The 20,992-nt window shown below is 73.1% G+C and carries 21 protein-coding genes and 1 other RNA gene; 11 read left to right on the forward strand and 11 right to left on the reverse strand.

What is annotated here, in order from left to right; genetic code table 11:
- Positions 1-81 precede the first annotated feature (81 nt).
- The 4 genes from ACZ303_RS06445 to ACZ303_RS06460 all read right to left on the reverse strand — a co-directional run bounded on the left by ACZ303_RS06445 (position 82) and on the right by ACZ303_RS06460 (position 3,603).
- Entirely contained in the window at positions 82-1,056 is a 975-nt protein-coding gene (locus tag ACZ303_RS06445; protein WP_467335606.1) for an N-acetylmuramoyl-L-alanine amidase, read from the reverse strand.
- Positions 1,057-1,078: 22 nt separating this feature from the next.
- Positions 1,079-1,720, reverse strand: coding sequence for a class I SAM-dependent methyltransferase (locus ACZ303_RS06450; protein WP_467335608.1), 642 nt, complete (start codon positions 1,718-1,720; stop codon positions 1,079-1,081).
- A 129-nt stretch (positions 1,721-1,849) separates the two neighbouring features.
- Complete coding sequence (locus tag ACZ303_RS06455) at positions 1,850-2,455, reverse strand: response regulator (protein WP_467335610.1); 606 nt, start codon at positions 2,453-2,455, stop codon at positions 1,850-1,852.
- Complete coding sequence (locus ACZ303_RS06460; RefSeq protein ID WP_467335612.1) at positions 2,452-3,603, reverse strand: sensor histidine kinase; 1,152 nt, start codon at positions 3,601-3,603, stop codon at positions 2,452-2,454. The genes ACZ303_RS06455 and ACZ303_RS06460 overlap by 4 nt, the downstream gene beginning before the upstream one ends.
- Positions 3,604-3,870: 267 nt before the next feature.
- On the opposite strand from ACZ303_RS06460, the gene ACZ303_RS06465 reads away from it, so the two are divergent.
- The 3 genes from ACZ303_RS06465 (at position 3,871) to ACZ303_RS06475 (ending at position 6,858) form a co-directional block, all read left to right on the forward strand.
- Complete coding sequence (locus ACZ303_RS06465) at positions 3,871-4,734, forward strand: MaoC/PaaZ C-terminal domain-containing protein (protein WP_467335614.1); 864 nt, start codon at positions 3,871-3,873, stop codon at positions 4,732-4,734.
- Between the two features lie 65 nt (positions 4,735-4,799).
- On the forward strand, positions 4,800-5,876 hold the full coding sequence (locus ACZ303_RS06470; RefSeq protein WP_467335616.1) for a Zn-dependent alcohol dehydrogenase: 1,077 nt from the start codon (positions 4,800-4,802) through the stop codon (positions 5,874-5,876).
- A 31-nt stretch (positions 5,877-5,907) separates the two neighbouring features.
- Entirely contained in the window at positions 5,908-6,858 is a 951-nt protein-coding gene (locus tag ACZ303_RS06475) for a 3-oxoacyl-ACP reductase (protein ID WP_467335617.1), read from the forward strand.
- A gap of 63 nt (positions 6,859-6,921) precedes the next feature.
- On the opposite strand, the gene ACZ303_RS06480 is transcribed toward ACZ303_RS06475, so the two are convergent.
- Positions 6,922-7,080 (reverse strand): hypothetical protein, encoded by a 159-nt coding sequence (locus ACZ303_RS06480; protein WP_467335619.1) that lies wholly within the window; start codon positions 7,078-7,080, stop codon positions 6,922-6,924.
- 224 nt (positions 7,081-7,304) lie between these two features.
- Positions 7,305-8,909 (reverse strand): hypothetical protein, encoded by a 1,605-nt coding sequence (locus tag ACZ303_RS06485; RefSeq protein WP_467335621.1) that lies wholly within the window; start codon positions 8,907-8,909, stop codon positions 7,305-7,307.
- Between the two features lie 335 nt (positions 8,910-9,244).
- Here ACZ303_RS06485 and ACZ303_RS06490 point away from each other — a divergent pair, with 335 nt between their 5' ends.
- The 4 genes from ACZ303_RS06490 to ACZ303_RS06505 are packed head-to-tail and all read left to right on the forward strand — an operon-like array spanning position 9,245 to position 13,138.
- Positions 9,245-10,276, forward strand: a complete 1,032-nt coding sequence (locus ACZ303_RS06490) for an ABC transporter substrate-binding protein (RefSeq protein ID WP_467335623.1) — start codon at positions 9,245-9,247, stop codon at positions 10,274-10,276.
- Positions 10,277-10,330: 54 nt separating this feature from the next.
- Positions 10,331-11,167 carry a Nif3-like dinuclear metal center hexameric protein gene (locus tag ACZ303_RS06495; RefSeq protein WP_467335625.1) on the forward strand — a complete coding sequence of 279 codons (837 nt, stop codon included), beginning with the start codon at positions 10,331-10,333 and terminating at the stop codon, positions 11,165-11,167.
- 19 nt (positions 11,168-11,186) lie between these two features.
- Complete coding sequence (locus ACZ303_RS06500; protein ID WP_467335828.1) at positions 11,187-11,930, forward strand: zinc ribbon domain-containing protein; 744 nt, start codon at positions 11,187-11,189, stop codon at positions 11,928-11,930.
- A 5-nt stretch (positions 11,931-11,935) separates the two neighbouring features.
- Positions 11,936-13,138 carry a bifunctional RNase H/acid phosphatase gene (locus ACZ303_RS06505; protein ID WP_467335627.1) on the forward strand — a complete coding sequence of 401 codons (1,203 nt, stop codon included), beginning with the start codon at positions 11,936-11,938 and terminating at the stop codon, positions 13,136-13,138.
- Between the two features lie 66 nt (positions 13,139-13,204).
- Here ACZ303_RS06505 and ACZ303_RS06510 read toward each other — a convergent pair whose 3' ends face one another.
- From ACZ303_RS06510 to yaaA, 3 genes are all read right to left on the reverse strand, one after another.
- Positions 13,205-13,645: a hypothetical protein gene (locus ACZ303_RS06510; RefSeq protein WP_467335629.1), complete on the reverse strand. Its 441-nt coding sequence runs from the start codon at positions 13,643-13,645 to the stop codon at positions 13,205-13,207.
- A 244-nt stretch (positions 13,646-13,889) separates the two neighbouring features.
- Complete coding sequence (gene eda, locus ACZ303_RS06515) at positions 13,890-14,513, reverse strand: bifunctional 4-hydroxy-2-oxoglutarate aldolase/2-dehydro-3-deoxy-phosphogluconate aldolase (RefSeq protein WP_467335631.1); 624 nt, start codon at positions 14,511-14,513, stop codon at positions 13,890-13,892.
- Positions 14,514-14,581: 68 nt separating this feature from the next.
- Positions 14,582-15,379: a peroxide stress protein YaaA gene (yaaA, locus tag ACZ303_RS06520; RefSeq protein WP_467335633.1), complete on the reverse strand. Its 798-nt coding sequence runs from the start codon at positions 15,377-15,379 to the stop codon at positions 14,582-14,584.
- Positions 15,380-15,495: 116 nt separating this feature from the next.
- Here yaaA and ACZ303_RS06525 point away from each other — a divergent pair, with 116 nt between their 5' ends.
- Positions 15,496-16,965, forward strand: coding sequence for an RNB domain-containing ribonuclease (locus tag ACZ303_RS06525; protein WP_467335635.1), 1,470 nt, complete (start codon positions 15,496-15,498; stop codon positions 16,963-16,965).
- Here the strand turns inward: ACZ303_RS06525 and ACZ303_RS06530 are convergent.
- Together ACZ303_RS06530 and ACZ303_RS06535 are read right to left on the reverse strand one after the other, a co-directional pair.
- Positions 16,916-17,584, reverse strand: a complete 669-nt coding sequence (locus tag ACZ303_RS06530; protein WP_467335637.1) for a hypothetical protein — start codon at positions 17,582-17,584, stop codon at positions 16,916-16,918. The genes ACZ303_RS06525 and ACZ303_RS06530 overlap by 50 nt on opposite strands.
- The gene (locus tag ACZ303_RS06535; RefSeq protein WP_467335639.1) at positions 17,581-18,393 is read right to left on the reverse strand and encodes a MerR family transcriptional regulator; all 813 of its coding nucleotides are present in this window, start codon (positions 18,391-18,393) and stop codon (positions 17,581-17,583) included. Before ACZ303_RS06535 ends, ACZ303_RS06530 begins: the two co-directional genes overlap by 4 nt.
- A 90-nt stretch (positions 18,394-18,483) precedes the next feature.
- On the opposite strand from ACZ303_RS06535, the gene rnpB reads away from it, so the two are divergent.
- From rnpB to ACZ303_RS06550, 3 genes are all read left to right on the forward strand, one after another.
- Positions 18,484-18,890: RNase P RNA component class A (gene rnpB, locus ACZ303_RS06540), an RNA gene on the forward strand.
- 424 nt (positions 18,891-19,314) lie between these two features.
- Positions 19,315-20,160, forward strand: coding sequence for a hypothetical protein (locus tag ACZ303_RS06545; RefSeq protein ID WP_467335641.1), 846 nt, complete (start codon positions 19,315-19,317; stop codon positions 20,158-20,160).
- Positions 20,161-20,371: 211 nt separating this feature from the next.
- Positions 20,372-20,977 carry a lytic transglycosylase domain-containing protein gene (locus ACZ303_RS06550; protein WP_467335643.1) on the forward strand — a complete coding sequence of 202 codons (606 nt, stop codon included), beginning with the start codon at positions 20,372-20,374 and terminating at the stop codon, positions 20,975-20,977.
- Positions 20,978-20,992: the final 15 nt, after the last annotated feature.

Consider the following 20,992-nt stretch of genomic DNA (forward strand, 5'->3'; position numbering starts at 1 on the left):
GAACCTATCGCCCGCACGGGCGGGGCGTCTCCTTCGTATCACCGTCGTGACATGCCTGTGGCCTGCCGGTACGTACGGTCGTTACCCGCCCAGGAAGTCCGCGATACCGTTCGCGATCCCCTGCGCCGCCTTCTCGCGCCATTCCGGGTCGGTGAGATGTCCGGCGTCCTGCGGATCGCGCATATTGCCGCATTCGATGAATACCTTGGGCACGGTGGAGAGATTGAGTCCACCCAGATCCCCGCGGGTATCGAGGCCCGTTCCGCCGCCGATGTAATTCGACGGCCCGCTTCCGGTGGCGCGCACGAAGTAGCCCGCGACCCGCTCGCCCAGCGCCTTCGACGGCCCGACGATCGGGGCGGTGTCCGCGGCGCCGCCCTTCACCTGGGCGGGCAGGATCACATGGAAGCCGCGGTTGCCGACGGCCGAACCGTCCGCGTGCACGGACACCGCGGCGTCGGCGTGCGCCTCGTTGCCGATCCTGGCCCGCTCCGTCACGCACGGCCCGTACGCCCGCTCGCCGTCGTGGGTCAGCGTGACCTTCGCGCCCTGCTTCCGCAGGATGTCCCGGATGCGGTGGGCGACATCGAGGCTGAACGTCGCTTCGGCGTAACCGCCGTCCGTGGACGTACCGGTGGTGTCGCACTCCTTGCGGCCCGTGCCGATGTCGACGGAGCGGTTGATCTCGGCGGTGTGCTCGCTGTTGCGGATGTTGTGTCCGGGGTCGACGACGACGACCTTGCCCTTGAGCGGGCCGTCGACGGCCGGAGCGTCGTCCGCGGACGGCTTGCCGGCCGGGCTGTGGGTGGCGCTCGTGGACGGCGCGCGGGTCGGCTCGCCGGCCGGGCTCGACCTCAGCGCGGAGGGCGGCGAGCCGGCCGATGAGCCGGCCGGCGAGGCCGCGGCCGCCGGCCGCTTGGCGCCGTCGTCCGAACCTCCGCCGTCGTCCCACAGCAGCCAGCCCGCGAGGCCGGCGGGCACCACCACCGCCAGCCCGACGGCGAGCGGGGTGCCGCCGAAGCGGCGGGGCACACGGGGAAAACTGCCTTTGGACACCCGGCGATGCTAACGCCGCTCCTCAGATCCCGATGCCGGTACGACGCAGAACGTGCAGCGAACGCGTCACCGAGACCTCGGTGAACGCCCCGGACTCCAGCGCCCTGCGGTACACGCGGTACGGAGCCTGCCCGCCGTCCGCCGGGTCGGCGAACACATCGTGGATGACGAGCAGTCCGCCGTCCGCGACGTGCGGCGCCCACCCCTCGTAGTCGGCGCTCGCGTGCTCATCGGTGTGCCCGCCGTCGATGAACACCAGCCCCAGCGGCTGCCCCCACACGGCCGCGACCTGCGGCGACCGGCCGACGATCGCGATGACGTGCTCCTCCAGCCCGGTCTGGTGCAGCGTCCGCCGGAAGGTGGGCAGCGTGTCCATGCGCCCCACGGCGGGGTCGACGACGGAGGCGTCGTGGTACTCCCAGCCCGGCTGCTGCTCCTCGCTGCCGCGGTGGTGGTCGACGGTCACGGCCGTCGTCCCGGCCGCCCGCGCGGCGGCGGCGAGCAGAATCGTCGACCGCCCGCAGTATGTGCCCACTTCCAGCAGGGGGAGCGGGAGCGCCGCCGCGGCCTGCTCCGCGGCGGCGTGGAGGGCGAGCCCTTCGTCGGCCGGCATGAAGCCCTTGGCCGCCTCGAAGGCGGCGAGTATCTCGGGCTGCAGAGCCATGTGTCCTCCGGACGGGTGCTTGATGTGCTGGTGGCGCCAGTATGCCTGTGGCGGTTTCCGCGTTGAGTGCGACCCGGCCCCTCGCGTCCAATCAAGCCCGTCCGGCGATTGAGGACAACCAAGGCAGCCCTACAGCCAACCGTTCCGCCGAGCCATCCGCACCGCCTCCATACGATTCCGCGTCGCCGTTTTCCCGATCGCCGCCGACAAATAATTCCGCACCGTCGCGGGCGACAAGTGGACCCGGGCCGCGATGTCCGCCACCGTCGCCCCGTCCACCGCCGCCGTCAGCACGTCGCGCTCCCGCTGGGTCAGGGGATTCGGGCCGGCGCTCAGCGCGGCCGCGGCCAGGGCCGGGTCGATGACGCGTTCGCCCGCGAGCACCCGCCGGATCGCCGCGGCGAGGTCCTCGACGGGGCCGTCCTTGACCAGGAAGCCGGACGCCCCGGCCTCCATCGCGCGGCGCAGGTAGCCCGGCCGCCCGAACGTCGTGAGGATCAGCACCCGGCAGTCGGGCAGCCGTGTGCGCAGGTCGGCGGCCGCGTCCAGGCCGCTGCGGCCCGGGAGTTCGATGTCGAGCAGGGCGACGTCGGGGCGGGTCTCCAGCGCCCTGGGCAGGATCTCGTCGCCGTCGCCGATCTGGGCGACGATCTCCATGTCCGCTTCCAGGCCGAGCAGCAGCGCGAGCGCGCCCCGCATCATGCCCTGGTCCTCGGCGAGCAGCAGCCGGATCATTTCTGGAGTTCCTCCTCGGGGTCCGGGTCCACGGGCAGTTCGGCCACGAGACGGAAGCCCCGGCGCCCGTCGGGGCCGCAGGTCAAGGAGCCGCCCGCGGTGGCCAGCCGCTCGGTGAGCCCCTTGAGGCCCGTACCACCCGTGCTCGTGGCGGCCGGTGGTGAGCCTACGCCGCGCCCGTTGTCGGTGATCTCCAGGCGTACCTGGTCGGTCTCGCCGCGCACCTCGACCACACAGCGGGTCGCGCCGCTGTGGCGGACGACGTTGGTGACGCCCTCGCGTACGACCCAGCCGAGCAACGCCCCGGTCTGCGGCGGCAGCGGGGGGCCCGACTGGCGCAGGTCGGCCTCGATGCCGGAGGCGTCGAGGAGGGAGCGGGCGCGGTCGAGTTCGGTGGTGAGGCCGCCCTCGCGGTAGCCGGTGACGGCCTCGCGGATCTCGGTGAGCGCCTGGCGGCCGACGGCCTCGATGTCGGCGGCCTGGCCGAGGGCGGCGTCCAGGTCGCGGGGCGCGAGGCGGCGTACGGCCTCGGCCTTGACGACTATCACGGACATCGTGTGACCGAGGAGGTCGTGCAGATCGCGGGAGAAGCGCAGCCGTTCGCGGTCGACCGCGCCGCGGGCCAACTCCTCGCGGGTCTCGCGGAGCTCGGCGACGGTCGAGAAGAGGGTGAGGATCGCGGCGGTGACGACGCCGGAGAGCATGGTGCCGTAGCCGACGGTCAGTGAGTCCGTGGGGCCGCCGCGGAAGCCGGCGATGACGCCGGCGGAGCCGGACAGCACGACGATCGCGACGCCGAGGGTGGGGCCGGGGCCGCGCAGGACGATGCCGCAGGCCAGCGACAGCAGGGGGAAGCACAGCAGCCAGTCGCCGCCGTAGCCGATGGCCAGGGCGTACGCGGCCGCGGCCAGCCCGCCGAGGCACAGGCGGGGCGGGAGGGTGTGCCGGCGCCGTTCGTCGAGGCCGGTGACGACCGTCGCGATGTAGAGGACGGCGAACGCCAGGACGCCCGCGCCACCCAGCCAGGGCCGGGGCGTGGCGCCCCGGAAGAGGTCCCCCACCAGCCCGCTGAGCATGAAGAGCCAGGGCAGGAAGGTCAACCTGCCCGGGGGCTTGTGCCGTGCGATTCCGTCCGTGCTGTCGGTCATGGACCCGAGCCTAAGGAACCCTCGGTGAGCTGGGCAGATTCGAGTGTCCGGCGTTGGCCGTGACATTTGTCCCGGGCGTCTGACGTGGCGTCAGGTGCCGTGGTCGGCGCCCTTCCCACCGCTTGGGCGGTGGGCTATACATGGGGACCATCGGATCGGCTGGAACGCGTTCCAGGACGGACGTGCGCGGCCGACCGGCGACAGCCCCGGCGCGGTCGGCGGTGCGGACTGCCGGGTCGGGGTCTCCCACCACGCCGAAGGAGCCCGATGCCCATCGACGCAGCGCAGGCGGTCGCCGCCGAGCCCCGCAGCACCGTACTGACCTGGAACCACAAGGACGTACTCCTCTACCACCTGGGCATCGGGGCCGGCACCCCGGCGACCGAGCCCGCCGAGCTCCGCTACACCCTGGAGAGCCGGCTCCATGTGCTGCCCAGCTTCGCCACCGTCGTGGGCGGCAGCATGACGCTGGCCGGCGGCATCTCCGTACCCGGCATCGACATCGACCTCGCCGCCGTCCTGCACGGCGGCCAGACCCTCGCCCTCCACCGGCCGATCCCCGTGCGCGGCTCCGCCACCGCCACCTCGCGCGTCTCCGCCGTCCACGACAAGGGGAAGGCCGCCGTCATCGTGATGCGCTCGGACGTCGCCGACGCCGAGGGGCCGCTGTGGAGCGCCGAGAGCGAGATCTACGTCAAGGGCGCGGGCGGCTTCGGCGGCGAACGCGGCACGTCCGCCCGGCTCCCCCTCCCCGACGGGCCGCCCGACCTCACCGCCGAACGCCCGATCCGCGAGGACCAGGCCCTGCTCTACCGCCTCTCCGGCGACTGGAACCCCCTGCACGCCGACCCCGCGTTCGCCGCGCGCGCGGGCTACGACCGGCCCATCCTGCACGGTCTGTGCTCGTACGGCATCGCCCTCAAGGCCGTCGTGGACACCGCGCTAGGCGGCGACGTCACCCGCGTCCGCTCGTACTCCACCCGCTTCGCGGGCATCGCCCTGCCCGGCGAGACCCTGCGCGTGCGGATGTGGCGCGAGAGCCCGTCGCCCGGCCGGATCCAGGTGACCGTGACCGCCGCCGAGCGCGCCGACGCACCCGTCCTCGGCGACACGGTCGTCACCCACGACTGAGGCGACACCCGCGCCGGCCACCACCGAAGAGACCTGGACCGTCCGCACGCCAAAGGAGGCGCACCATGCGCGCAGCCGTACAGCACGAGACAGGACAGGACAAGCTCGAAGTCCTCGACGACGTCGAGGCCGTGGGGTTCGGCCCCGGCAAGGTGAGGCTGCGCATGCGCGCCAGTGGGCTGTGCCACTCCGACCTCTCCGCGATGAACGGGGTACTGCCCCAGCCCGCGCCCTTCGTCCCCGGACACGAGGGCGCCGGCGACGTCGTCGAGGTCGGCGAGGAGGTCGAAGGACTGCGCCCGGGCGACCGGGTCCTGGTCTGCTGGCTGCCCGCCTGCGGCAACTGCCCGGCCTGCGGGCGCGGCCAGAGCCAGCTGTGCCTGGCCGGCTTCATGAACGCCGGCACCCCCAACTTCCGGCGCGCCGGCACCGACGTCTTCGGCTTCGCCGGCACCGGCACCTTCGCCGAGGAGGTCGTCGTCGGCGCCGGCTGCGCCGTGCCCATCCCCGACGACGTGCCCTACGACATCGCCGCGCTCATCGGATGCGGCGTCACCACCGGCCTCGGCGCCGCCCTCAACACCGCCGACGTCGCGGCCGGCTCCTCCGTCGCCGTCATCGGCTGCGGCGGCGTGGGCATCAGCGCCGTCCAGGGCGCACGGGCCTCCGGCGCCGCGCAGATCGTCGCCGTCGACCCCGTCCCCTCCCGGCGCGAGGCCGCGCTGCGCTTCGGCGCCACGGAAGCGGTCGCGCCCGACGCGCTGGGCGACGCCCGGGCCCGGATCACCGGCGGCGAGGGCTTCGACTACGTCTTCGAGGTCGTCGGCAAGTCCGCCACCGCACGCGCCGCCTATGAGGCGACCCGGCGCGGCGGCACGCTGTGCGTCGTCGGCGCGGGCGCCATGGACGACCTCTTCCAGGTCAACATGTTCGAGCTGTTCTTCGACGAGAAGAGGATCCTCCCGTCGCTGTACGGCGGCGGCGACGTCCTGCGCTCGTACGAACGGGCCATCGCCCTGTGGCGGGCCGGCCGGATCGACCTCGCCGGCCTGATCACCCACCGGGTCCCGCTCGCCGGGATCAACGACGCCCTCGACCAGATGCGGACCGGCGAGGCGCTGCGCACCTGCATCGAGATATAGGGGCATCGGGAGAGAGGGAGGAGACGGCCACATGTCGTCACAGCAGCCCCTGCGGGGCCGTACCGCGATCGTCACCGGCGCCGGGCGGGGCCTGGGCCGGGCCGAGGCGCTGGAGCTGGCCCGGCTCGGCGCCCACGTCGTCGTCAACGACTACGGGCAGCCAGGCCGCGACGGCTCCGGCGCGGCGTCCGCCGGGCCCGCCGAGGAGGTCGTCGCCGAGATCCGCGCCGCCGGTGGCCTGGCCACGGCCCACCTCGGCGACGTGGCCGACTTCGAGCAGGCCCGTGAGCTCGTACAGCTGGCCCTCGACGTCGGCGGCGGAGCGCTCGACATCCTCGTCAACAACGCGGGCATCCTGCGCGACCGCATGGTCTTCTCCATGACCGAGGACGAGTGGGACTCGGTGATCAGGGTGCACCTCAAGGGACACTTCGCCACCACGCGCTTCGCCGCCGCGCACTGGCGGGAGCGGGCGAAGGCGACCGGCGCCCCCGTCTACGGACGCATCGTCAACACCTCGTCGGAGGCGTTCCTGGCCGGGTCGGCCGGGCAGCCCAATTACGCGGCCGCCAAGGGAGGCATCGTCGGCCTCACCACCTCGACGGCGGAGGCGCTGCGCCGGTACGGGGTGACCGCGAACGTCATCTGCCCGCGGGCCCGGACCCGGATGACCGAGGACGTCTTCGCGGGAGCGGGGGAGCCGGCGGACGGCGGGCCCGACACGCTCGCCCCCGGGCACGTGTCCCCGCTGGTCGGCTATCTGGCCTCACCCGCCGCGGCGGGGATCAGCGGGCAGGTCTTTGTGGTGCACGGGGGCATGGTCGCCGTCGTGGAACGCCCCAGGGTCGCGGTCAAGTTCGACACCGCCGGGGACGTCTTCGATGTCGAGGAGCTGGACGGGCTGCTCACCCCTTATTACGCGGGGCGCCCACCGCACGAGACCTTCGCGGCGGTGGAGGTGCTCGGCCTCAAGCGGGGCTGAACGGCGCGGTCCCCCCGGACGGTGGCCGGGGGGACCGGGGTGCGCGCTGTCGTCTGTCCGCCGTCAGCGTCTGTCCGCCGTGCGGCGGTGCTTGCCGTGGGCGGGGGCGCTGTCGTCGTCCGGGGAGGCCGGGCCGCGGTGCCTTCCGGAGCCGGTGGCTGCGGCCTGGGCGGACGCCTCATGGTGGCGCGCCTCGGTCGTGTCGGTTCGGGCGTCGGGCATGGGGAAAGTCACTCCGTGGGATGGGCTTGCGGGCTTGGCGCGTCGGGGGCCACAGCGGTGGCGCGCGGCGTCGACGGATCGTCAAACCGCTGTCCACGCAAGGCCGTTCGTGTCACCGTCGGTGCCGGTCCGGCACAGCTGCGCAACCCCCGCCCGATTCTAACGGGACCTTGATCGCCTAGCTACCCGGCCGGTCGGCGAGTCGCCACCTTCCGCCGGTCCGCTCACATCACGGCCGTGGGCCCCCGGTCGAGCGGCGCCTGCTGCAACGGGACCGGGCGCGAGGACGGCTCCGGCCGGCCCCCGACGGGCTCCCGCTCCGCGGCCGACCTGGCGGCCACGGACCACGCCCCCGGCATCGCCGCCGGGCGGCCGGGGAACGCGCTGGGCGGCACGGCCGTCCACACCCCCGCCGTGACCGGCGGCCGTTCGACGGGCGGAACGGGCGCGGCGGGTGCGGCGGGCGCGACGGGCGGAGGCGGCGGAGGGGGTGGAGCCGGCGCGGCCGCCGGGGCGGCGGGCTCGGCCCGTCGGGGCGGCGGCGCGGTCACGGGCCCCTGCGGGGGTCCCGGCGGCGGGCCGCCTCGCGGTGTGTCCTCGGCGGGGACCGGCGGGGCGGCGGCCGGCGCGGCGGCGGCCGGTGGGACAGGAGCCGGTGGAACGGGAGCCGGTGGGACAGGAGCCGACGGCGTGGGAGTCGGTGGGACAGGGGCCGGTGGGACAGGGGCCGGTGGGACAGGGGCCGTTGGAGTCGGGGCCGGTGGGGTGGGTGTCGGCGCGGCCGTCTTCGGGGCCGCCTCCCGCCCGGTGTCGCGGCCGGTATCCCGCCCGGTATCCCGAGGCGCCCCCTCCCGCTCGGCGACCGGCAGTCGCAGCCGGGCCAGCCCGCACCGGACGTACGGGGTCACATACGGCAGCCGCAGCTCGCCGCCGGGGGTCCACAGGCCCGTGCCCACCAACCAGCCGGCCGGCCCGGGGAACTGCTGGAGCTTGCGCTCCGCCGCCCGCCACACCCCGACCCAGCTGCCCGAGGGCCCCTCGATCCGGAACGCCACCGCGCACCCCTCCGGAGCCAGCTCCTGGCCCGGCTGCGCGGCGAACGGCGTCAGCACCGCGTTGGGCAGCCGCAGACACTCGGGGAAGCGCATCGGGCGGGCCGAGCCGAGCACGCCCCAGCCCAGCCGGTCCTCGCCGGGGGCGTCCGACCGTACGAGCAGCAGACCGCTGTACGGGTCGGCCAGCAGCAGCCGGTCGTCGCTCTCCTCGGTGATCTGGAGCAGCGGACTGGTCTCGCCGCCGCGGCCCAGGTCGACGACCACGGCCTTGGTGCGCCCCTCCAGCTCGCGGTCGAGCGCCAGCAGCCGGCCCGTACGGTCCAGCCAGGCGCCGCCCGAGCAGTGGCCCGGCACCTCGACGATCCGCTGGGGCCCGAAGGAGCCGCCGTGCAGCAGCCACAGCGCGGTCGACCGCTCGCCGTGCACGAGCCCGTACGCCGCCGAGCCGCCCGGCGCGGGGGGCAGCAGGGACAGCCGGGCGCACTCGATCGTGCCGATCTGGAGCTCACCGGTGCCGGGACCGGTGGGGTAGAGCAGGGAGAGCGCGTACCGATCGGCCACCCGGCGCCGGATCAGGACCCGGCCGTCGGCGAGGGGGAGCACTTCGCTGTCGGGCTCCTCGGGCTGGCCGCCGGGCAGCGGGACGGCGTAGGGCTCGGGGCCGTCGAGCGTCCAGCGCTCCGGAAACCAGCCACCCGTTCCGCCGTCGAGTGCCAGGCGCGCGGCGTACGAACCGTCCGCCGTGACCGTGAATGCCGCGCGTCTCATGTCCATCGACGCACTCCGTGGGGTGCTCTGTGGAGTGCTCTGGGGGGCACAGACCGTCATGAGAAACGTCACCTCCGGCACTGAACGTAGTTATCGCACTACCTGCCGAACAATGCGAGTGAGACCGCTTCACGCGTAAGGGTGGCCATTGTCCGATTCGCCTGAGCGATGGGGGGTGGGTGTGCCTCGCGAGGTCGGCCGTGATTAAGGTAAGGCGTACCTAAGTGGCTGGTCGGACCCTCTTGACGTGGCTCGACCCGGCTCGACCCGGCTCGATCCGGCGCGACCCAACGGGGGTCCCCCTCTCCGCCGACGCCGCTTCCCCTACGCAGGAGCATGTGATGTCCCTTCGCCGCCGCGGCACCGCCGCCGTCGCCCTCTCCGTAGCCGCCGCGCTCTCGCTCGCCGCCTGCGGCTCCTCCGACGGCGGCGAGGACGGCAAGGACGGGGGCAGCGGCTCGAAGTCCGTCGCCCAGGGCGGCAAGGACTTCGGGAAGGCCGGTGAGGAGACGCGGAAGATGGGCACGGACGCCGCCCCCGGGCAGTTCCCGCGCACCATCACCCACGCGCTGGGGAAGACCGAGCTCAAGGAGCGGCCCAAGCGCGTCGTCGTCCTCGACGTCGGCGAGCTCGACAACGTCGTCTCGCTCGGCATCGAGCCCGTCGGCTGGGCCCCCACCGAGGGCAGCCAGGGCATCCCCGACTACCTGAAGAAGAACGCCGGCGACCCCAAGAGCGTCGGCACGATCAGCAACCTCAACCTGGAGGCCATCAATGACCTCCACCCCGATCTGATCCTCGGCAGCAAGCTGCGCGCGGAGAAGAACTACAAGGACCTCTCCAAGATCGCCCCGACGGTCTTCTCCATCCGCCCCGGCTTCACGTGGAAGGAGAACTACCTCCTCAACGCGGCGGCGCTGGACAGGACCGCCGAGGCGAGGAAGAACCTCGACGCCTACGAGGCCAAGGCGAAGAAGCTCGGCGAGGACATCGGCGAGAAGAAGCCGACCATCAGCATGGTCCGCTACCTGCCGCAGTTCACCCGCCTGTACGCCGGACAGTCGTTCATCGGCACCATCCTCAAGGACGCCGGCCTGCCGCGCCCCGAGAACCAGCGCGCCGACAGGCTCGCCGTGGAGATCAGCCCGGAGAAGATCGACCAGGCCGACGCCGACTGGATCTTCACCGGTGTCTACGGCGACCCCGGCAGGACCAAGCGCGACACCGCGCGGGACAACCCGCTGTGGAAGGGGCTGAAGGCGGTCAAGGACGGCCACGCCAAGGACGTCGAGGACGAGACCTGGTACCTCGGACTGGGCGTCACCGCGGCCGACAGCGTCCTCGACGACCTCCGCGGCTACCTCGTGAAGTGAGCCCGCGCCCGCGCGATGGCCGTACGGGCACGGCAGGAAGGTAGCCTTTCCCCCGTGCCCGCACTGTCTGAAGTCATCGCCGCCCTCGAAGCTCTCTGGCCCCCGGAGCGGGCCGAGCAGTGGGACGCCGTCGGCACCGTCTGCGGCGACCCCGACGCCCCCGTGGGCCGGGTCCTGTTCGCCGTCGACCCGGTGCGGGAGGTCGTCGACGAGGCCGTGAAGCTCGGCGCCGACCTGCTCGTCACCCACCACCCGCTCTATCTGCGGGGCACGACCACGGTCGCGGCCTCCACCTTCAAGGGCCGGGTCGTGCACACCCTCATCAAGCAGGGCATCGCCCTGCACGTCGCGCACACCAACGCCGACCGCGCCGACCCCGGCGTCTCCGACGCCCTCGCCGGCGCCCTCGACCTGCGCGTCACCGGGCCCCTGGTGCCCGACCCGGCCGACCCCGCGGGCCGCCGCGGCCTCGGCCGGATCTGCGAGGTCGAGCCGCCGATGACCCTGGCCGACTTCGCCGCGCACGCCGCCAAGCGCCTGCCCGCCACCGCGCAGGGCATCCGCGTCGCCGGCGACCCCGACCGCACCATCCGCACCGTCGCCGTCTGCGGCGGCTCCGGCGACTCCCTCTTCGACGAGGTACGAGCCGCCGGCGTCGACGCCTACGTCACCGCCGACCTGCGCCACCACCCCGCGTCCGAGGCCCAGCAGCACAGCCCCCTCGCGCTGGTCGACGCCGCGCACTGGGCCACCGAGTGGCCCTGGACCGAGCAGGCCGCCGCCCAGCTCGACGAGATCTCCGACCGCCACGGCTGGGGCCTGCGCACCCACGTCTCCCGCACGGTCACCGACCCCTGGACCGCCCACGCGGCGTCCGCCCGCGTCAACTAATCCCCACAGGAGCCCCCAACTGAACGCCGCGCCCGCCGACCAGATCCGCCTTCTCGATCTCCAGGCACTGGACACCCGCCTCGGGCAGCTCGCGCACAAGCGCAAGAGCCTCCCCGAGCACGCCGAGATCGCCTCCCTCGAAGCCGATCTCACCCAGCACCGCGACCTCCTCGTCGCCGTGCGCACAGAGGAGAGCGACACCGCCCGCGAGCAGACCAAGGCCGAGCACGACGTCGACCAGGTCCGCCAGCGCGCCGCCCGTGACCAGCAGCGCCTGGACACCGGCGTCGGCATGTCCGCCAAGGACCTGGAGAACCTCCAGCGCGAGGTCGTCTCGCTCGCCAAGCGCCAGGGCGACCTGGAGGACGTCGTCCTGGAGGTCATGGAGCGCCGCGAGTCCGCGCAGGAGCGGGTCACCGAGCTGACCGCCCGCGTCGAGTCCATGCAGGCCAAGGTCGACGCCGCCGTCGCCCGCCGCGAGGCCGCCTTCGCCGAGATCGACTCCGAGATCGCCTCGGCCACCAAGGAGCGCGAGATCGTCGCCGCCTCCATCCCGGCCGACCTGATCAAGCTCTACGACAAGATCCGCAACAAGGAGGGTGGCGTCGGCGCCGCCCGCCTCAACCAGCGCCGCTGCGAGGGCTGCCGCCTGGAGCTCGACATCACCGGGCTCAACGAGGTGCGGGCCGCCGCCCCCGACGAGGTCGTCCGCTGCGAGAACTGCACCCGCATCCTCGTCCGTACGCGCGAGTCGGGCCTGTAAGCCCCATGGCGCATCGCTTCATCGTCGAGGCGGACGGCGGTTCCCGGGGCAACCCGGGTCCCGCCGGTTACGGCGCGGTGGTGCTGGACCCGGCGACGGGCGAGGCCCTCGCCGAGGCCGCCGAGTACATCGGCACGGCCACCAACAACGTCGCCGAGTACAAGGGCCTCATCGCCGGCCTGGCGGCGGCCAAGGCCCTCGACCCGGAGGCCGTGGTCCAGGTCCGCATGGACTCCAAGCTGGTCGTCGAGCAGATGTCCGGCCGCTGGAAGATCAAGCACCCCGACATGAAGCCGCTCGCCGCCGAGGCCAAGCGGATCTTCCCGGTCGGCCAGGTCACGTACCAGTGGATCCCGCGCGAGCAGAACAAGCACGCGGACCGGCTCGCCAACGAGGCGATGGACGCCGGCAAGCTCGGCAAGCGCTGGGAGCCGGGGGCCTCGTCCGCCGGCCTCCACACGCGTATGGGCGCCCAGGCGCCCGCCGCCGCGGTCACCGAGACCGGCCCCGGCATATCGGAGCCCGCCGAGGCCGCCGAGGTCAAGGCCCCGCCCGTCGGCTGGGCGGCACCCGCCGACCTCGGCGCGCCCACGACCTTCGTCCTGCTGCGGCACGGCGAGACGGCCCTCACGCCGGAGAAGCGCTTCTCCGGCAGCGGCGGCACCGACCCCGAACTGTCCTTCGCCGGCCGCCGCCAGGCGGAGGGCGCTGCGGCGGCCCTCGCCGCGCGCGGCACCATCCAGGCGGTCGTCACCTCGCCCATGCGGCGCTGCCGTGAGACCGCCGCGGCCGTGGCCGCCCGCCTCGGCCTCGACGTCCGCGTCGAGGAGGGCCTGCGCGAGACGGACTTCGGCGCCTGGGAGGGGCTGACCTTCGCCGAGGTCAAGGAGCGCTACCCCGACGACCTCGACGCCTGGCTCGGCTCCGCCAAGGCCACCCCGACCGGCGGCGGCGAGAGCTTCGCGACCGTCGCCCGCCGGGTCGCGGTCACCCGCGACAAGCTCATCGCCCGGTACGCCGGCAAGACGGTCCTCCTGGTCACCCACGTGACCCCGGTCAAGACCCTCGTCCGGCTCGCCCTCGGCGCACCGCCGGAGTCGCTCTTCCGCATGGAGCTGTCCGCGGCCTCGCTCTCCGCCGTGGCCTACTACTCCGACGGCAACGCCTCGCTGCGGCTGCTGAACGACACCTCGCACCTGCGGGGTTAGCGCCACCGCCGGCCCACGCGAAGGGCCCCCGCCCCGGCGGGGGCCCTTCGCCGTGCCCGGCCGCCGTCACCCCTCGGCGCGCAGCGCTATCGCCTCGTCGAGCGCCGCGACCGCCGCCAGGCGCTGCCGTTCGCGCTCCTCGATGGCGTACGCGCTCTCACCCGTCGCCGCGACCCGGGGACAGCGCGGGCACTCCCAGCGGTCCGGGGCGCCCAGCGGCGGCGGGGTCATGGCGACATCGCAGTGGGGACACTTCACGATCACTCCTTCCACATGGCCGCAGGACGCGCAGACCCACACGGGACCCTCCGTGTCGTGCTGCCGCCACGCGGTCCTCAGGCAGCGCGGGCAACCGGTCGTGACGATCCCGGCGCGGCTCATGACGGGCGGCTCCGGGGTGGTGTCCGCGTACTCGATGATCCGGGCCCTGATCCGGGCGTCCGTGGTGTTGGCCATCCGGAGCAGGTGTGCGACTCGCGAGCGTGCTTCGTCAACGAAATCGTTCATGGCGCAAAGCACGCTACGCCGAGTGGGTGCGGCCGTATATCGGAAGTCCGTGCGGACGTGCCCGGGTTCGGGGCCGGTGGAAGTGGTGGCGCCGCTGGTCCTGGCGGTGCGGTGGCGTCCCCTGGCGCGGCCTGGCGCGTTTCAGGATTGACCCTTACGGACGACCCCGCGCGCGGTGCCCGGGCTGACTTTCGCCCTCGACCGCCCTCGACCCGCTGTCTCCCGTGTACCCCGCACGCGCACGTCATGCGCGTAAATCAGCCGCTTCGCGGGCGAGTCGTGTCACCCGTTCCCAGTCGCGGCCCTCGATCGCGTCGGCGGGCAGCATCCACGTACCGCCCACGCATCCGACGTTCGGCAGCGCCAGGTACTCCGGCGCCGAGTCGGCCCCGATGCGGCCCGTCGGGCAGAAGCGCGCCGCCGGCAGGGCGGCGGCCAGGGACCTCAGATACGCAGGCCCGCCCGCCGCCCCCGCCGGGAAGAACTTCATCTCCCGCACCCCCAGCTCCAGCAGCCCCATGACCTCCGAAGCCGTGGAGACCCCCGGCAGGAACGGCACCCCCGCCCCGGCCGCCGCCGTCAGCAGCCGGTCCGTCCACCCCGGGCTCACCAGGAACCGCGCCCCGGCCCCGACCGCCGCCTCCACCTGCCCGGGCGAGAGCACCGTACCCGCGCCGACGACCGCCTCCGGCACCTCCTCGGCGACGGCGCGGATCGCGTCCAGCGCGGCGCCGGTGCGCAGCGTCACCTCGATCGCCGGCAGTCCGCCCGCGACGAGCGCCCGGGCGAGGGGCACCGCGAGGGCCGCGTCGGACAGCACGACGACGGGGAGTACGGGCGCGAGGTCGAGCACCGAGGCCGGGATCACGGGCCCATCCTCATGTGCGACCCATGACCTGCGCAACGGCCGTTGCGCACCGCGCAACGGCCTCGCCGTCAGAGCTCCGTCACCACCACGTCCAGCGCCCACGCCTTGCCGCTCTTGGCCGGTGCCGTCGCCTCCACGGCGTACCCCAGCCCCCGCAGCGCGTCCACCAGCCCGGCCGGGTCGGCCGGCTCGACGCCCGCGCTCAGCAGGTCCCGTACCAGCCGGCCCTTCGTCGCCTTGTTGAAGTGGCTCACCACGGACCGCTTCTCGACGCCGTCCACGATCTTCGACTGGAGGACGCGGACGGTCGCGGTCCGCTCGGCGGTCCCGCCCTTGGGCTTCCACGCCGACGCGTACGCCGCCGACCTCAGGTCGAGCACCAGCCCCTCGCCCGCCTCCCGCGACAGCTCGGCGTCCAGCGCGCCGCGCCAGTACGCGCCGAGCGCGCCCAGCCCCGGCAGCCTGACCCCCATCGAGCAGCGGTACGAAGGGATCGCGTCCCCGACCCGGACCGCGCCCCACAGCCCGGAGAAGACCAGCAGCGAGCGCTCCGCGCGCCGCCGCGCCGCCGCGTCCAGGGACGCCAGGCCCAGCGCGTCGTACAGCACACCGGTGTAGATCTCCCCGGCCGGCCGCGTACCGGCCGTCCGCAACCCCGCGTTCTTCGCGACCTCGCCCCGCAGGCCGGGCGACAGCCCGAGCACCTCCGCGGCCTTGTCCTCGTCGGCCGCGCACAGCTCCACCAGCTCCGCCAGCACCGCCTCGCGCGCCCCGGCCAGCCCCGGCAGCGACAGCCCGCCGACCTCCAGCGCGGGTCCGGTGCCACCTGTGGCCTTCCCCTCGGACGGCGGCAACAGCACGAGCACGGTCGATCTCCTTCGGCAGTCCCGGGCCGACCGGACGGTGCGGACCCCCGCCGAGCCTAACCCCGCCCGCCGCGCTCACCGCGCCCCCCGCCCGCGGCGCAAATACGCTCGATGGCATGCCCCGCCGTCAGATGCATGTCACCGACACGGACGGCGCCCCGCTGCGGGCGGCCCTGCGTGACCTGCGCGCGCGGCCGGGCGTACCCGGACCCTTCCCGGCCGCCGCCCTCGCGGAGGCCGAGCAGGCGGCGCGCCGGCCCCGGCTCCCCGCCCGCGACGCCACCGACCTGCCGCTCTTCACCATCGACCCGCCGGAATCGATGGACCTCGACCAGGCCATGTACCTCGCCCGCCGCGACGCGGGCGGCTTCCGCGTCTACTACGCCATCGCCGACGTCGCCGCCTTCGTCCGCCCCGGCCACCACCTCGACGCCGAGGCGCACCGCCGCGTGATGACCCTCTACTATCCCGACGGCCGCGTCCCCCTGCACCCCGAGATCCTCGGCGAGGGCGCCGCCAGTCTCCTGCCCGACCACACCAGGCCGGCCCTCCTCTGGCAGCTCGACCTCGACGCCTACGGCCAGGTCGTACGCGCCGACGTGCACCGGGCCCTGGTCCGCAGCCGCGCCAAGCTCGACTACGCGGGCGTCCAGCGCGCCATCGACTCCGGCTTCGCCGAGGAGCCGCTGTCGCTGCTGCGCGACATAGGACGGCGGCGCGAGGAACTGGAGCGCACCCGCGGCGGCATCTCCCTCCACGTACCCGAACAGGAGATCGTCCGCCGCGGCGGGCACTACGCCCTCGAATACCGCGCGCCACTGCCCGCCCACGGCTGGAACGCCCAGATATCCCTGATGACCGGCATCGCCGCGGCGGAGATGATGCTCCGCGCCGGCACGGGCATCCTGCGCACGCTCCCCGCCGCCCCCGAGACCGCCGTCGACCGGCTGCGCCGCGTCGCCCGCGCCCTCGGCGTCAACTGGCCGGAGACCATGCCGTACGCCGTCGTCGTCGGCGCCCTCGACCCCACACAGACCCAGCACGCCGCCTTCCTCCAGGAGTGCACGTCCCTGCTGCGCGGCGCCGGCTACACCGCCTTCGACCGCGAACGCCCCACCGAACGCCCCGCCCCCGACCCCGCCACCCTCACCCACGCCGCGCTCGCCGCCCCCTACGCCCACTGCACCGCCCCGCTGCGCCGCCTCGTCGACCGCTACACCGGCGAACTCTGCCTGGCCGCGACCGCCGGCACCGATCCCCCTGAGTGGGTGCGCGTCGCCCTCGACGGCCTCCCCGCCGAAATGGAGACCGGCGCCCGGCGCGCGGCCCAGGTGGAACGCGACTGCGTGGACCTGGTCGAGGCCGCCCTGCTCCGCGGCCGCCTCGGCGAGACCTTCGACGCCTACGTCATAGACATCCAGCCCCGCCGCCCGACCGCGGGCACGGTCCACCTCTACGAACCCGCCGTGATCGGCCACGTCGAGGGCGACCTCGACGGCCCACCCCTGGCCCTCGGCCACCGGATGCGCGTCCGCGTCATCGAAGCGGACCCGGGCCGGGACAAGGTGTGGTTCGCTCCGGCGTGAGGGAGGCTGTCGAGGAGGGGGCCGTCGAGGCGGGGGAGGGGACCAGGGCACGAATCGCGGCGACCGCCCCGTACGTGTCCTCCGCGTGGCAGCGCACCGTACGGATCTCCTCGCGCCGGCCGAAGAGCCGCGTCACCGCGATGGGTTCCGTCAGCTCGACGGTGAGCGACGTCTGGGAGGCGATCGGCAGGTCCAGCACGCCCTCGGGGGAGTTCGCGCCGGGAAAGCACAGCTCGCGGCGGGCGGAGGCGATGAGGTGCGGGGGTATGCGCAGGTCCAGCCGCGCCCCGTGGCGGACGCGCAGGCCGTCGGGCCCGACGGTGTGCGGGCGGACGACGCACCCGGCGTGCGCGCCGAGGACGAGCAGCATGGTGTAGAGGTCGAGGGCCAGCATCGCCCAGTGGAGGACGGGATAGTCAGCGGTGAGGAAGGACATGCCCACGGTCTCGACCCCGCACACGAAGAGCAGCGCGTACATCGTCGACGCCTGGGCGCGGGCGTAGTCGAAGGCCTGGACGCCCTTGCCGGCTCCGCCGTCCTCGCGGCGGCGGGCCGCCCAGAGGGCGAGGCCGGCCCAGTTGCGCGCCTCGTACGTTCCCCAGTCCTTGAGCAGGCTCATGACCCGGTGTCCTCTCCCGTTCCGGTGCGCTCTCCCAACAGGTCGATCGCGCGGCGCAGGGCCTCGGCCTGTGCGGGCGCGAAGTCGGCGAGGAAGGCGGCGAGGAAGGCGTCGCCGCCCGTCGGCGCCGTGCCCTCGGGGAGCTCCGCGCCCAGCGTGCCGGGCGGGACGCACCCGGCGACGGCCCGGGCCGCCGCGTCCACCCGGGGATCGTCGGGCGCCGCGTCGACGAGGGCGTCGAGCAGGGCGTACGCCTCGTACGTACGCCGCATGGCACCCGGCGTGGCGGCCATCGATCGCAGCGCCCCGAGCACGCGCTCGCGCTCCCGCGGCGGGGCGGTGGACTCGATCAGGGCGAGCAGCCCCCGCTCCTTGGCGGCCATCGCGGGCTCGGGACCGGGGAGGGTGTGTGCGGTGCGGTCCATCGCGCCGAACAGCGCGGCGAGCCCCTCGGACACGGGACCCTCGGCGGACAACCCACCCTCGTCGGCCCGGCGCAGCAGGGCGGCGAGGCGCTCGCGGCGTGCGCGGATCTCCTTCTCCTGCCGGGCCAGGTCGGCGTCCAGCTCGGCCAGCACGTCGCGGAGCTCGCGCCCGGCGTCGTCGGCGAGCACGTCGCGCACCTCGTCGAGCCCGAGCCCCAGCTCGGTCAGCCGCCGGACGCGGGCCAGGGCGACGGCGTCCCGGAGGCCGTACGCGCGATAGCCGTTGCCGAGTCGCGGGGGCTCGGGAAGCAGCCCCAAGTGGTGGTAGTGGCGCACCGTCCGTGTGCTGACACCGGCCAGCGCCGCGAGCTCCCCGATCCTCATGTGATCACCATGGGGACCAGTAGAAACGTTGACGCTGCGACAAGGTCAAGGGCTTCGCATCACGCCAGGTAGCATGGTCGGCACGGCGGACGAGCCGGCCGGGCGGCCGCGTGGGATCTTCGGATTCCCCGAGGAACGTCCGGGCTCCACACGGCAGGGTGGTGGGTAACGCCCACCCGGGGTGACCCGCGGGACAGTGCCACAGAAAACAGACCGCCGGAGGCCGCGAGGCTTCCGGTAAGGGTGAAACGGTGGTGTAAGAGACCACCAGCGTCCGGGGTGACCCGGACGGCTAGGTAAACCCCACCCGGAGCAAGGTCAAGAGGGGTCACCGCTTCGGCGGAGACCCTGCGCGGACGATCGAGGGCTGCCCGCCCGATGTCCGCGGGTAGACCGCACGAGCCTGCCGGCAACGGCAGGCCTAGATGGATGGCCGCCTCCCCAAGGGCCGCAAGGCCCTCGGGAGACAGAACCCGGCGTACAGGCCGACTCGTCCGCCTCTAACCCCCTCTGACCTGCGAAAACAGGCTCGGAGGGGGCTTCTTTTCGGGCCCTGGGGAGAATCTGGGGAGAATCCGTCGGAGCGCTCTGCTTCCCGGCCTGTGTCTGCACCGCCTCGCGGACGGCGAATGCCAGCAGCGAGCCGAGGGCGGCCATGGCCCGGGCCCCGGACTTCGGCATGAAGTGCACGTAGGTCCGCAGCGTGAACGCCGGGTCGCTGTGACCGAGCCAGGCCGCGAGTTGGACGATCGTCTCGCCGGCCGCCAGGACGATCGACGCGAAGGTGTGGCGGAGGGCGTGGAAGCCGTTCTCGCGCGGCATGGACCACTTCACGCGCCGCAGTGACGGGCGACCGGGCCGCGGGACGATGGTGATCTCCGGCTCCGGGATCACACCGGCCGCGACAAGGGCCGGCTTCCAGTGCTTCTCATCGAACGTGGATCGGTTGATCGCACCGCCGCTCTTCCCGCCGGTGCGCGTGGTGGTGACCAGCAGGCGCACCGTGACCAGCGGGCGTTTGTCCCACGCAAGGTTCGGCCGGTCAGGGTCGACCCACGGCAGCGTGACGTCCACCGTGCCGAACTCGGCGATGTGCGCATTGACGGCTTCGGCGAGCTCGGGCGGGCAGGGCGCCTCACGGGTCTTGTTGCCCTTCGGCGGGGCGAACGCGAGCTTGCCACCGATCTTGACGACCTGCCGGGTCACCTGGATGACGTCGCCGTCCATGTCCTCCGGGGAGAAGCCGAACGCTTCGCCCTGCCGGAGCCCCGAGCCGACGGAGAGGTCCACGAGCACGCGGTACCTGCCGGCAAGGGCTCTCCGCACCGCCGTGACCGTTTCGAGCGGCCACGCCTTTGCCTTGCTCTCCGGCTCCTTCGGTGGCTTCAGGTCCGGGTCACGAAAGGGGTTCGCGCCGATGCGCTTCGCCTTGTGCGCGGCCTGCATGATGCTGGAGAAGTGGCGCCACGTCGTCCGCAGCGTGTTGACGTCGATGTCCTCCTCGGCCCGCGTCTGCCACTCCTTGATCTCGTCAAACCCGATCTGGTTCAGCATCATGTGGCCGACGTGCGGGAGTATGTGCTTGAAGACGCGGGGCCGCATCGACTCCTTTGTCCCCGGTGGCACGCGAAGGGTCGGCCACCACTTCTCCTCGACGTACCACCGGAGCGTGACGTTTCCGTCGCGCGGGTCGATGAAGGTGCCGCGTTTGCTGTCAGTCTGCGAAGTGGAAAGCCAAGTCTTGGCGTCATCAAGGCTGTTGAATGAGCAGTCCGCGACGCCGGGTATACCGGCCACCTTGTAGCGCTTTCCTATGCCGTAGCGGGCAGTTCGTTTGCGCTTGCCGGTGGCCGGGTCCTTCTTCTTGGTCAGCCAGCGATCCTCAATGTATCCAGGCATTCAAGTTCGTTTCTGTAAAGGCGGAGCCGCACACGAAGCATGTGTTCGGTGACTTGCAGCTCCTGCGCTGCTTCCCCAGATGGGCGGCGACACCGGCGACAGCGGAGTCACCCGGTGGACCCCGCAGGTCCTCCAGGCCCTCAGCATGCTCGGGCAACCGGCCTCCTGGCTCGACACCGTCCTACGCCGCATGAATGACGAATCCGGCGGAAACGCCGGCATCGTCAACACATGGGATATCAACTGGCTCGACGGCACGCCATCGGTCGGCCTCATGCAGGTAATCGGGCCGACCTTAGATGCCTACGCGGGGCATTCCCGAAACACGGGTCCCTTTGTCTATGGCACGTCAATCGACCCGCTAGTGAATATCTATGCCGGGCTCAATTACGCGATCCATAGATACGGCTCGCTGTCCGAACTCGACAGGCCAGGCGGCTACGACAGCGGCGGATATCTGCCTCCGGGACTGAGCCTTGTCTACAACGGCCTAGGGAAACCCGAGCCGGTTTTCACCCCGGCACAGTGGGACCTGATCGCCAACTCCAAGGGAGTCAACCCCGGCCCGCAGAGCGGCGGTGCGCAGGGTAACGCTCCGTTGATCCACCTGCACGCCGTTCCCGGTGTCCCCACCGAGCAGCAAATCGTCTCCGCGCTGCGATTCGCGGACGCCTTGTACGCCTGACCCAGTGGCGCACAC

This window comes from Streptomyces sp. NPDC023527 (assembly GCF_055560115.1).